Below are 12,498 nucleotides of genomic sequence, written 5' to 3'. Positions count from 1 at the left end.
GGCCAGGGATGGCCCCTCACGCCGGGCCCCCGGCGCAACGATGGAGCGAGGGAAACGCAGTAACAGCCGAAGGCTGGTCACCCCGGCGAAGCCGGGGCCGGATGTAGGGGCAAGCGCTTTGGTTCCTTTCTGTGGTGCGGCATCCCGACGTTTGAGAAAGGGACTCGCCGTCCGCTCGATAATCAGCTTGGCTCAGGACGTTCTAGCAACATTTAATGCAGACATAGCCAATGAATTCGCCCCCACAGAAAGGCAGCCTCGTAGGGTGGAAATCCACGAGTGGGATTTCCACCGCCATTGGTGGATAGAAAAGCGCTATCCACCCTACCCCAGCGAAATTCCCGCCCTAACCTACGGCAGGGTTTCGGAATCCGAATCCACCTTCTCCAACTGCCCCTGCGCCCAGCCACCGCCCAGGGCGGCGATCAGCTGGACGCTGGTGGTCAGGCGGGTGCCCATCAGGGTCAGGACGGTGCGTTCGTTGTTCAGTGCGGTGGCCTGGTTGGTGACCACGCTGTTGTAGTCCACGGTGCCGGCACGGTACTGGTTGGTGACCAGGCGCAGGGCCTCGCGGGCGGCGTCCAGGGCTTCCTGCTGCACCCCGCTCTCCTCTTCCAGCACGTCGAGCTGGACCATGTAGTCCTCGGCCTCGCGAAAGCTGTCGAGCACGGTCTGGCGGTAGGCGGCCACGGTCTGGTCGTAGCTGGCTTCGGCCTGGTCCACCTGGGAACGGATCAGGCCGCCGTCGAACAGGGTCATGGCGAATTCCGGACCGATGGACCAGAAGCGGTTGGGCGTGGTGATCCAGTCCTGCAGGCTGCCACTGCGATAGCCGCCGGCGGCGCTCAGGCTGAGGCTGGGGAACCAGGCGGCCTTGGCGACGCCGATCTGCGCGTTGGCGGCCATCACGTCGCGTTCGGCGGTGGCCACGTCCGGGCGCCGCTCCAGCAATTGCGACGGCAGCAGGGTCGGCACTTCCGGCAGCGCCGGCACGCTGTCCACCTCGGCCAGGCTGAACTCCGCCGGCGGCAGGCCCACCAGTACGGCGATGGCGTTCTCCAGCTGCGCGCGCTGGTACTTGAGGTCGATGGCCTGGGCCTGGGTGCTCTTCAGCTGGGTGGTGGCCTGGGCCACATCGGCGCGGGTGACTATGCCGGCCTTGTATTGGTTCTCGGTGAGGGTCAGGGCGCGCTGATAGGCGGCAATGGTGGCCTCCAGCAGGCGCTTCTGGGCGTCGAGCACACGTAGCTGCAGGTAATTCTGCGCCAGCTCCGACTGCAGGCTGAGGCGCACGGCGGCCAGGTCGGCGGCGCTGGCCTGCATGCTCGCGGTGTCGGCCTCCAGTTGCCGGCGCAGCTTGCCCCAGAGATCGATCTCCCAGTTCACCCCGAGGCTGGCGTCATAGCTCTTGGACACGCCGCCGCCCCCGGAGCTGGTCACGGTGGAGCCGTCGGACAGGCGCACCGTGCTGCTGCCACCGCCCTGCCCCGAACGGGTCTTGCTGGTGGCGGCGGTCACCGTTGGGAAGAACGAGGCGCGGGCGCCACGGGCCAGCGCCTGGGCCTGGCGGTACTGGGCGACCGACTGGGCCAGGGTCTGGTTGGAGGCCTCCAGGCGCCGCTGCAGGTCGTCGAGGGTGGCGTCGCCGTATAGCTCCCACCAACGGCCGCGGTGCTCCAGGTCCGCCGGGCTGGCCAGGGTCCAGCCTTCGGCGTGCTTGAACTGCGCGGGCACGCTCTGCTCCGGTCGCTGGTAATCCGGGCCTATGGCGCAGCCGCCGAGCAGCAGGCCGGCAAGGGCCAGGGCCAGGGCGCGGCGCAGGGGTTTGACGGGAAGTGCGGCGGTGTTCATAGCGGTGTTTCCAGGGCGGCGTCGGTACGCACGCCGCGCCAGCGGTTGAAGCGATGGCGCAGGCGGTCGAGGTAGAGGTAGACCACGGGGGTGGTGTAGAGGGTCAGCAACTGGCTCAGCACCAGGCCGCCGATGATGGCCAGGCCCAGGGGCTGGCGCATTTCCGCGCCCTCGGCACCGCCGATCAGGAGCGGCACGGCGCCGAGGATGGCGGCGATGGTGGTCATCAGGATCGGCCGCAGGCGCAGCAGGCAGGCCTGGCGGATGGACTCGTCCGGGGACATCCCATCCTGGCGCTCCAGTTGCAGGGCGAGGTCGATCATCATGATGGCGTTCTTCTTCACCACGCCGATCAGCAGGAACAGCCCCAGCAGCGAGATCAGGCTGAATTCCCCACCGGTGAGCAGGATCGCCAGCAGCGCGCCGACGCCCGCCGAAGGCAGCGTGGAGAGGATGGTCAGCGGGTGGATGTAGCTCTCGTAGAGGATGCCCAGCACCAGGTACACCAGCACCAGGGCGGCGAGGATCATCCAGGGCTGGTTCTGCTGGGTGGCCTTGAAGGCATCGGCGCTGCCGCCCATGCGCGCGATCACCGAGCTGGGCAGGCCGATGGCGGCCACCGCCTTCTCGATGGCCAGGGTGGCCTTGTCCAGGCTGACGCCGGGCGCCAGGTCGAAAGCGATGCTTTCCGAGGCGAACTGGCCCTCATGGTTGACCCGATCTTCCTCCAGGCTGCGCTCGTAGCGGGCGAAGCTGGACAGCGGCACGCGCTGGCCGTCGGCGGTGATCAGTTGGACCTGCTTGAGGGTTTCCGGGTCCTGGGCGTACTTCGGGTTGACCTCCATCACCACCTGGTACTGGTTCAGGGTGTCGTAGATGGTGGAGATCTGCCGCTGGCTGTAGGCGTTGTTCAGCGCCGAGCTGACCATGGCCATGTCCACGCCCAGGCGCTTGGCGGTGTCACGGTCCACCTGCAGGGTGATCTGCTGGGCGCCCTCCCCTTCGTTGGCGTCGATGGCGGTGAGCTCCGGCAGGGACTTGAGCGCAGCGGTGACTTTCGGGCCCCAGGTGCGCAGGTCGGCCAGCTCGCCGGACTGCAGCACGTACTCGTATTGCGAGCTGCGCTGCTCGCGGCCGCCGCCGAACTGCAGATCCTGGTCGGCCATCAGCATCAGCCGGCCGCCGGGCACCTTGGGCAGGTTGGCGCGCAGGCGCTCGATGACTTTCTGCGCCGACACCCTGCGTTCGGCGATGGGCTTCAGGCGCACGATCATGAAGGCGTTGTTGATCCCGCCGCTGCCACCGATGAAGCCGGCCACGCTTTCCACCGCCGGGTCCTTGAGCACCGCGCGACGGAAGATTTCCATCTTCGGCTGCATCACGCTGAAGGACAGGCCGTCGTCGCCGCGGATGAAGCCGATCAGCTGGCCGGTGTCCTGCTGCGGCAGGAAGGTCTTGGGCACCAGCACATAGAGCGCAACGTTGCAGGCGATCGTCAGCAGCAGGCTGGCCAGGGTCAGGCGCGGATGGCGCAGGGCCACACCCAGGGTGCGGTCGTAGGCGCCGACCATGCGCTGGTGCAGCGCCTCGCTCCAGCGTTGCAGGCGGCTGTCCCTGTCCGGCACGTGGGGTTTCAGCCAACGCGCGCAGAGCATGGGCGTGAGGGTCAGGGACACCAGCAGCGAGACCAGGATGGCCACCGCCAGGGTCAGGGAGAACTCGCGGAACAGCCGGTCGATGATGCCGCCCATGAACAGGATGGAGACGAACACCGCCACCAGCGAGAGGTTCATCGACAACAGGGTGAAGCCCACCTCGCGGGTGCCCTGCAGCGCCGCCTTGAACGGCGCCATGCCGTCGTTGATGTGCCGCGAGATGTTCTCCAGCACCACGATGGCGTCGTCCACCACCAGGCCGGCGGCGAGGATCAGCGCCATCAGCGAGAGCACGTTCAGGGAGAAGCCCATCAGGTACATCACCGCGAAGGTCCCCACCAGCGACACCGGCACCGCCAGCGCGGGAATCAGCGAGGCGCGCAGGTTGCCGAGGAACAGGTAGACCACCAGGATCACCAGCGACACGGCGATCAGCAGGGTGCGCTCGGCTTCGTGCAGCGTGGCGCGGATCACCGGCGAGCGGTCCATCGCCAGGTCCAGCTTGACGCTGGCCGGCAGCACCGCCTGCAGCGCGGGCAGCTGCTGCTTGATGCTTTCGATGGTCTCGATGATGTTGGCGCCGGCCTGGCGGTTGATCACCAGCAGCACCGCCGAGTCGTCGTTGAAGAAGCCGCTGTTGTAGCGGTCCTCCACCGCGTCGCGGACCTTGGCCACGTCGCCCAGGCGCAGGGCGGCGCCATCCTGGTAGCGGATGATCAGCGGCGCGTAGTCGGCGGCCTTCTCCAGCTGGTCGTTGGCGCCCACCTGCCAGTGACGGCCGGCGTCTTCCACCGCACCCTTGGGGCGGCGCTGGTTGGCGGCGGCGATGCTGCTGCGCACGTCGTCCAGGGCGATGCCGTACTGGGTCAGCAGTTGCGGCTCCAGTTCCACCCGCACCGCCGGCAGGGAGCTGCCGCCGATCTGCACCTCGCCCACGCCCCTGACCTGGGACAGGCTCTGCGCCAGGATGGTGGACGCGAGGTCGTAGAGCTCGCCTTTTTCCTTCACGTCGGAGGTCAGCGACAGCACCATGATCGGCGCCTGGGACGGGTTGACCTTCTTGTAGGTGGGCATGCTGCGCATGCCGCTGGGCAGCAGGTTGCGCGAGGCATTGATGGCCGCCTGCACGTCGCGGGCGGCGCCGTTGATATCGCGGTCCAGGTCGAACTGCACGATGATCCGCGTCGAGCCCTGGCTGGTGCGGCTGGTCATCTGGTTGATGCCGGCGATGGTGCCGAGGGACCGCTCCAGCGGCGTGGTGACGCTGGAGGCCATGATCTCCGGGCTGGCACCGGGCAGGCTGGCCTGCACGGTGATCACCGGGAAGTCCATCTGTGGCAGCGGCGACACCGGCAGCAGGCCGAAGCTGACGCTGCCCAGCAACAGGATCGCCAGGCTCAGCAGCATGGTGGCGACGGGGCGGTGGATGAAGGGGGCGGAGAGATTCATCGGTACGCTCCGCTACTAGCGGGAAGCTTGAAGCTTGAAGCCGGAAGCAAAAGTCCCGCCCCGGCGCCGCCGCTCTTCTGCTTCCAGCTTCCGGCTTCCGGCTTCAAGCTCGCCGCTCTCATACCGCCACCCCCGCCGCGCTGCGGCCCGTCATCCGCCGCGAGAGCCGATCGAAGAACAGGTAGATCACCGGCGTGGTGAACAGGGTGAGGATCTGGGACAGCAGCAGGCCGCCGACCATCACCAGGCCGAGCGGCTGGCGCAGTTCGGCGCCGGAGCCGGTGGCGAGCATCAGCGGGATGGCGCCGAACAACGCGGCCAGGGTGGTCATCAGGATCGGTCGGAAGCGCAGCAGCGCCGCCTGGTAGATGGCCGCCTCCGGGCTCATGCCCTGGTTGCGTTCGGCCTCCAGGGCGAAGTCGATCATCATGATCGCGTTCTTCTTGACGATGCCGATCAAGAGGATGATACCGATGATGGCGATCAGGCCCAGGTCGTTGCCGGTGAGCAGCAGCGCCAGCAGGGCGCCGACGCCCGCCGAGGGCAGCGTGGAGAGGATGGTCACCGGGTGGATGTAGCTCTCGTAGAGCACGCCCAGCACGATGTACATGGTCACCACCGCGGCGAGGATCAGCAGCAGGGTGCTGGACAACGAGGCCTGGAAGGCCGCCGCCGCGCCCTGGAAGCGCGTCTGGATGCCCTCGGGCATGCCGATTTCCTGCTGCACCCGCTCGATCACCGCCACCGCCTCGCCCAGGGCCACGCCGGGCGCCAGGTTGAAGGACAGGGTCACCGCCGGGAACTGGCCGATATGGTTGATCGCCAACTGGGTCTGGCGCTCCTCCACCTTGGCCAGGGCGGACAGCGGGACCTGTCCGCCATCGCGGTTGGCGACATGGATCTGTTGCAGCGCCTGCGGGCCTATCGCTTCGCCGGCGGCGGATTCCAGCACCACGCGGTACTGGCTGGCCTGGGTGAAGATGGTGGAGATCTGCCGCTGGCCGAAGGCGTCGTAGAGCGCGTCGGTGATGGCGGAGATTTCCACCCCCAGGCGACCGGCCATGTCGCGGTCGATGTTCAGGTACACCTGCAGGCCCTTGTCCTGCAGGTCGCTGGCCACGTCGGACAGCTCCGGCTGCTGGCGCAGGGCGTCCACCAGCTTGCCGGTCCACTGGTTGAGCAGGTCGGCGTCGGGGGATTCCAGGCTGAACTGGAACTGGGTGCGGCTGACCCGATCCTCGATGGTCAGGTCCTGCACCGGCTGCAGGAACAGGCGGATGTCGCTCTGCCGGTCCAGCTCCGGCTGCAGGCGCTGGATCACCTCGCTGGCGGTGACGTCGCGCTCGCCATGGGGCTTCAGGTTGATCAGCATGCGGCCGCTGTTGAGGGTGACGTTGTCCCCATCCACGCCGATGTAGGAGGTCAGGCTGGCCACCGCCGGGTCCTTGAGGATCAGCGCTGCGACCTTCTGCTGGCGCTCGCTCATGGAACGGAAGGACACCGACTGCGGCGCCTCGGTGATGCCCTGGATGACGCCGGTGTCCTGGACCGGGAAGAAGCCCTTGGGCACGGCGAGGTAGAGCACCACGGTGAGCGCCAGGGTCCCCACGGCCACCAGCAGGGTCAGGCCCTGGTGCCTGAGCACCCAGGTCAGGCCGCGGCCATAACTGGCGATCATGCCGTCGATGAAGTCGCCGGCGGCCTTGTAGAAACCGCCCTCCTCCTCTTTCTTCTCCCGCTTGAGCAGGCGCGCGCACATCATCGGCGTCAGGGTCAGGGACACCACCAGGGAAATCAGGATGGCCACCGCCAGGGTGATGGCGAACTCGCGGAACAGCCGGCCCACCACGTCGGCCATGAACAGCAGCGGGATCAGCACCGCGATCAGCGAGAAGGTCAGCGAGATCAGGGTGAAACCGATCTGCTTCGCCCCCTTGAGCGCGGCATTGAGCGGCGTCTCGCCCTCCTCCAGGTGGCGGGCGATGTTCTCCAGCATGACGATGGCGTCGTCCACCACGAAGCCGGTGGCGATGGTCAGGGCCATCAGGGTCAGGTTGTTGATGGAGAAGCCGGCCAGGTACATCACCGCGAAGGTGCCCACCAGGGACAGCGGCACGGCGACGGACGGGATGATGGTGGCGCTCATCCGGCGCAGGAAGAGGAAGGTCACCATCACCACCAGGGCGACCGCCAGGAACAGCTCGTGCCGCACGTCGGTGATGGCGGCGCGGATGGTCTGGGTACGGTCGGTGAGCACCACCACGTCCAGGCCCGCCGGCAGGTTGGCGGTCATCGCCGGCAGCAGTGCCTGGATGCGGTCGACCACCTCGATCACGTTGGCGCCGGGCTGGCGCTGGATGTTCAGCAGCACCGCCTCGTTCTGGTTGGCCCAGGCAGCCAGGCGCTCGTTCTCGGCGCCGTCGACTATCTCGGCGACATCCTTCAGGCGCAGGGCAGCGCCGTTGTTGTAGGAGAGGATGAGGTTGGCGTATTCCTCGGCGGATTTCAGCTGGTCGTTGGCGTCCAGCATGGAGACGCGGGTCGGGCCGTCGAAGTTGCCCTTGGGCTGGTTGACGTTGGAGGCGCCCACCAGGCTGCGCACGTCCGACAGGTTCAGGCCGTTGGCCGCCAGGGCCTCGGGGTTGACGCGGATGCGCACCGCCTGGCGCTGGCCGCCGGCGATGCTGACCATGCCCACGCCGCTGATCTGCGCCAGCTTCTGCGCCATGCGGGTGTCCACCAGGTTATGCAGCTTGGGCAGCGGCATGGTCTTCGAGCTGATGGCGAGCGTCAGCACCGGCGTGTCGGCGGGGTTGACCTTGTTGTACACCGGCGGCGCCGGCAGGTCGTCGGGCAGCAGGTTGGTGGCCGCGTTGATCGCCGCCTGCACCTCCTGCTCGGCGACGTCCAGCTTCACCTCCAGGCTGAAGCGCAGGGTGATCACCGAGGCCCCGCCGGAGCTGGTGGAGGACATCTGGGTCAGCCCCGGCATCTGCCCGAACTGGCGTTCCAGCGGCGCGGTGACGGCGCTGGTCATCACGTCCGGGCTGGCGCCGGGATAGAGGGTGAGGACGCGGATGGTCGGGTAGTCCACCTCCGGCAGCGCGGAAACCGGCAGCAGGCGGTAGGCGATCAGGCCGGCGAGGAGGATCGCCAGCATGCTCAGGGTGGTGGCGACCGGTCGCAGGATGAACAGGCGGGAGAGGTTCATACGCCGCCTTTCGCGTCCTGGCCTTCAGGCTTGGCGCCTTGCAGTTGCTCGCTGGGCTGGGCGGGCACCTCGTCGGCATCGTGCACCACTTCCACCTCGCTGCCATCGCGCAGGCGATCGGTACCTTCCAGCACCACTCGCTCGCCCGGCTGCAGGCCACTCTTCACCACGGTGCGCTCGCCGTCGTCCGGGCCGGTTTCCAGCTTGCGCACCTTCACTTTCTTCTCGCCGTCCATCACGTAGGCGAAGGTGCCCTGGCTGCCGAACTGCACGGCCGCCGAGGGAATCAGCACGGCCTGCGGCAGCAGCTCGGCGCGCAGGCGGATGTTGACGAACTGGTTGGGGAACAGGGCTTCGTCGTCGTTGGCGAAACGCGCCTTCAGCTTCAGGGTGCCGGTGGTGGTGTCGATCTGGTTGTCCAGGCTCTGCAGCACGCCTTCGGCCTGCTTGACCTTGTCGCCCCGGTCCCAGGCCTCGACCACCAGGGACTGGCCGGCGCGGAAGCGGCCAACCACCTGCGGCAGCTCGCCTTCGGGCAGGGTGAAGGCGACGCTGATGGGTCTGGTCTGGGTGATCACCACCAGCGGCGTGGTATCGCCGCTGCTGACCAGGTTGCCCAGGTCCACCTGGCGCAGGCCGAGGCGGCCGGCGATGGGCGCGCGCACCTGGGTGAAGCCGAGGTTCAGCCTGGCCTCGGCCACCGCCGCCTCGTTGGTCTTGATGGTGCCGCGATACTGCGCCACCAGCGCCTCCTGGGTGTCCAGGGTCTGCTTGGCGATGCTGTCCTCGGCGTAGAGGCCGCGATAGCGCGCCAGGTCGATCTCGGCGTTCTTCAGCTGGGCGCGGTTCTGCGCCAGGGTGCCTTCGGCCTGCTGCAGCGCCACCTGGTAGGGGCGCGGGTCGATCACCGCCAGCAGGTCGCCGGCCTTGACCTGCTGGCCTTCCTCGAACTGCAGCTTGACCAGCTCGCCGTCGACGCGGCCGCGCACATTCACAGTGTTCAGCGCGGTCACGGTACCCAGAGCCTTGAGGTAGACCGGGAAGTCGCCCTGGGTGATGGTGGCCACGCGTACCGGCACCGGGCCGGAAAAGGCGCCGAAGCCCGGACGGCCCGCGCCCCCTCTTCCGCCCTGCTGGCCGGGCTTGGCGGCGGTTTCCGGCCAGAGCCACCAGATCAGGGCGAGGAGCGCCAGCAACGCGATGGCGATGGTCAGCCAGTGGCGGACGGAACGGGATTTGGAGGTTTTCTCAGTGATAGGGGACATGATTCAGGTCGAGCTGTGCGAGAGCGTGAACGATAAGCAGTTGAAAGCTGAAGGCAAAGTCAATTTACCGGCTATTTACCTAGGGCTTACGCGCCTTACTATTCTGATGATTGGCGGGCGCCGTCCGCGTACTGCCAACAGCGATGTCACCGATCCGGGAGAATTCCGTGTTCGAATGTTTCCGGCAGCGTTTCGCCGACCTCACTACCCGCGCCGAATTCCACTCCCTGCGCATTGTCCGCCAGACCGCCGAGCGGGCCATGCTGCGCCGCGGCGTCGCCGAACCGCCGTCCCTGGGCAGTGACCTGGGCGCCATGCTCAGTGTGCGCCTGGCCGGCGTGGAAGCCTACGCCGCCACCGCCGACCTCAGCCTCGCAGGCCTGCAACGGGCGCTGGAGCGGGCGGAAGAACTGGCCCGCCGGATCGCCCGCTACGCCCTGGTGGACCAGAGCCGCCTGGAACCGCCCCGGGGCAGCGCCGAGTACCGGTCGCCAGGGCTGGACAAGCCCTTTCCGAGCCTGGCCGAACGCTTCGAGCTGTTGGCCGAGGAATCGGCCCACATTCCCGCCGACCCGCGCCTGGTCAACTGGAACCTCTTTCTCGCCAGCGAGCGTCATGAGCAGCTCTATCTCAACAGCACCGGCGCCGAACAATGGCAGGACCTGCGCTTCACCTACCCCGGCATCAGCGTCACCGCCTTCGACGGCAGCGACAGCCAGACCCGCAGCTTCAGCGGCTACCACAGTGGCCAGCAGGGCGGCAGCGAGGTGCTCCAGCGCCTCGGCTTCGCCGGCGCGGCGGCGCGGGTGGCGGACGAGGCGCTGCAACTGCTGCTGGCCCCCAATACCCCCAGCGGCGTCACCGATCTGCTGCTGATGCCCGACCAGATGACGCTGCAGATCCACGAATCCATCGGCCATCCGCTGGAGCTGGACCGCATCCTCGGCGACGAGCGCAATTACGCCGGCACCAGCTTCATCGGCCTGGAAGACTTCGGCCGCTACCAGTACGGCTCGGGGCTGCTGAACATCAGCTTCGACCCCGGGGTCCCCGAAGAGTTGGCCAGTTACAGTCACGATGACGACGGCACGCCTGCGCACAAGGAAATGCTCATCAAGGACGGCCTGCTGCTACGCCCCCTGGGCGGCGCCCTGTCGCAATATCGCAGCGGCCTGCCGGGCGTGGCCAACAGCCGGGCGAACAGCTGGAACCGCGCGCCCATCGACCGCATGGCCAACCTCAACCTGGAGCCGGGTGACCAGAGCCTGGCCCAACTGATCGGCGGTATCGAGCGTGGCGTGCTGATGAGCACCAACCGCTCCTGGTCCATCGACGATGCGCGCAACAAGTTCCAGTTCGGCTGCGAATGGGGCCGGGTGATCGAGAACGGCGAACTCAAGGGCGTGGTGAAGAACCCCAACTACCGTGGCGTGTCCGCCCACTTCTGGCGCAGCCTGGCGGCGGTGGGCGATGCCAGCACCTTCGAGGTGCATGGCACACCGTACTGCGGCAAGGGCGAGCCCAACCAGGTGGCGCGCGTGGGCCATGCCTCGCCGGCCTGCGTGTTCAGACAGGTGGAAGTCTTTGGAGGTGACCAGTGATGGCCGACGCCGAATCCCGCTTCACCGCCCTGGCCGAAAACCTCGGCGCCAGTCTGCAGCCAGGCGAGGACTTCAGCCTCTGGTACAGCGCCGAGGAGTCCGAGTTCATCCGCTTCAACCGCGCCCGGGTGCGCCAGGCCGGCCATGTGACCCAGGCCACCGGGCGCCTGCGGTTGATCCGCGAGGAGCGCAGCGCGGAACTCGCCATCACCCTCGGCGGCGACCTGGAAAGCGACCGCCAGCTCCTGGCCGACGGCCTGGTGCAGCTGCGGCTGGTCATCGGCCAGTTGCCGCCCGACCCCTACCTGCAACTGGAACGCTCGGCCTGGCACCGGCGCTCGGCGGAGGTGGCCAGCCTGCCAGACGGCGCCACGGTCCTGGCGGAAATCGACGGCGCCGCCAAGGGGCTCGACCTGGTAGGAATCTACGCCGCCGGCCCACTCTATCGGGGCTTCGCCAACAGCTTCGGCGCGTTCGGCTGGCACGCCGCGAACTGCTTCAATTTCGACTGGAGCCTGTTCCACGCCAACCAGCAGGCGGTGAAGGCGGACTATGCCGGCACCCGCTGGGATGCCGCCGAATTCGCCAGCCGCTTCGCCAGCGCGCGCCAGCAACTGGAGCACCTGGGCAAGCCGTTGCGCCACCTGCAGCCCGGCGACTACCGCGCCTACCTGGCCCCGGCCGCGCTGGACGAGGTTCTGGGCATGCTCGCCTGGGGCGGGTTCTCCGCCCGCGCCCTGGCCGACAAGGAAAGCCCGCTGCAACGCCTGCAGGACGGCAGCGCCCGCTTCAGCCCGCTGCTGAACCTGGACGAACAGGTGGCCGGCGCCCTGTCCCCGGCCTTCGGCCCGGAAGGCGCACCACGCAGCGACGTGGCCCTGGTGCGCGACGGCCGGTTGGCCGGGCAGCTGGTCTATCCCCGCAGTGCTCGCGAATACGGACTGGCCGCCAACTGCGCCGATGCCAACGAAGCCCCCCAGTCCCTGGTGATGGGGGCCGGCACCCTGCCCCTGGACCAGGTTCTGGCACGCCTGGGCACTGGCCTCTATATCGGCAACCTCTGGTACCTGAACTGGTCCGACCTGCCCGCCGCGCGCCTGACCGGCATGACCCGCTTCGCCACCTTCTGGGTGGAGGACGGCCGGATCCAGGCGCCGGTGGACAGCATGCGCTTCGACGACAGCCTGTTCAGCCTGTTTGGCGAGCAGCTGGAAGCCCTGACCATGGAGCGCCAGCTACGCCTGTCCAGCAGCACCTACGGCGAACGCCAGACCGTGTCGGCGCTGTTGCCGGGGGCGTTGGTGGGGAGGTTGAAGCTGACGTTGTAGAGGGGGGTTTTGGGTTTCGCTGCGCTCTAGCGGAGCGCCGCCCGCACCATCCTGCGAACCTACAACCGTAGGATGGGTAGAGCGCAGCGAAACCCATCAAAGAGCCCCCATGCTGCCGAACGTAGGAGCAATTCGATC

The 12,498-nt window shown here is 67.8% G+C and carries 6 protein-coding genes; 2 read left to right on the top strand and 4 right to left on the bottom strand.

Features of this window, described 5'->3' with window-relative positions:
* Positions 1-351: 351 nt before the first annotated feature.
* The 4 genes from ACFPU0_RS16035 to ACFPU0_RS16020 form a co-directional block, all read right to left on the bottom strand.
* Complete coding sequence (locus tag ACFPU0_RS16035; protein ID WP_377694161.1) at positions 352-1,851, bottom strand: efflux transporter outer membrane subunit; 1,500 nt, start codon at positions 1,849-1,851, stop codon at positions 352-354.
* Entirely contained in the window at positions 1,848-4,955 is a 3,108-nt protein-coding gene (locus ACFPU0_RS16030; RefSeq protein WP_377694159.1) for a multidrug efflux RND transporter permease subunit, read from the bottom strand. The genes ACFPU0_RS16035 and ACFPU0_RS16030 overlap by 4 nt, the downstream gene beginning before the upstream one ends.
* 118 nt (positions 4,956-5,073) lie before the next feature.
* Positions 5,074-8,166: an MdtB/MuxB family multidrug efflux RND transporter permease subunit gene (locus tag ACFPU0_RS16025; protein ID WP_377694157.1), complete on the bottom strand. Its 3,093-nt coding sequence runs from the start codon at positions 8,164-8,166 to the stop codon at positions 5,074-5,076.
* A complete protein-coding gene (locus ACFPU0_RS16020; RefSeq protein ID WP_377694156.1) occupies positions 8,163-9,431 on the bottom strand; it encodes an MdtA/MuxA family multidrug efflux RND transporter periplasmic adaptor subunit in 1,269 nt (422 codons plus the stop codon). The genes ACFPU0_RS16025 and ACFPU0_RS16020 overlap by 4 nt, the downstream gene beginning before the upstream one ends.
* Positions 9,432-9,598: 167 nt before the next feature.
* On the opposite strand from ACFPU0_RS16020, the gene ACFPU0_RS16015 reads away from it, so the two are divergent.
* Together ACFPU0_RS16015 and ACFPU0_RS16010 are read left to right on the top strand one after the other, a co-directional pair.
* Positions 9,599-11,032 carry a TldD/PmbA family protein gene (locus ACFPU0_RS16015; RefSeq protein ID WP_377694155.1) on the top strand — a complete coding sequence of 478 codons (1,434 nt, stop codon included), beginning with the start codon at positions 9,599-9,601 and terminating at the stop codon, positions 11,030-11,032.
* Positions 11,032-12,360: a TldD/PmbA family protein gene (locus ACFPU0_RS16010; RefSeq protein WP_377694153.1), complete on the top strand. Its 1,329-nt coding sequence runs from the start codon at positions 11,032-11,034 to the stop codon at positions 12,358-12,360. The genes ACFPU0_RS16015 and ACFPU0_RS16010 overlap by 1 nt, the downstream gene beginning before the upstream one ends.
* Positions 12,361-12,498: the final 138 nt, after the last annotated feature.

The sequence above is a fragment of the Pseudomonas sp. GCM10022186 genome, assembly GCF_042656385.1.
In the GTDB taxonomy this organism is placed as follows: Bacteria; Pseudomonadota; Gammaproteobacteria; order Pseudomonadales; family Pseudomonadaceae; genus Metapseudomonas.
Note: the sequence above shows the minus strand (reverse complement) of the source record. Positions and strands in the feature narration are given on the sequence as shown.

What these genes read in the sequence shown, in the direction of transcription:
- ACFPU0_RS16035 (WP_377694161.1), bottom strand. Translation starts at nt 1,851, where the DNA reads ATGAACACCGCCGCACTTCCCGTCAAACCCCTGCGCCGCGCCCTGGCC.
- ACFPU0_RS16030 (WP_377694159.1), bottom strand. Translation starts at nt 4,955, where the DNA reads ATGAATCTCTCCGCCCCCTTCATCCACCGCCCCGTCGCCACCATGCTG.
- ACFPU0_RS16010 (WP_377694153.1), top strand. Translation starts at nt 11,032, where the DNA reads ATGGCCGACGCCGAATCCCGCTTCACCGCCCTGGCCGAAAACCTCGGC.
- ACFPU0_RS16020 (WP_377694156.1), bottom strand. Translation starts at nt 9,431, where the DNA reads ATGTCCCCTATCACTGAGAAAACCTCCAAATCCCGTTCCGTCCGCCAC.
- ACFPU0_RS16025 (WP_377694157.1), bottom strand. Translation starts at nt 8,166, where the DNA reads ATGAACCTCTCCCGCCTGTTCATCCTGCGACCGGTCGCCACCACCCTG.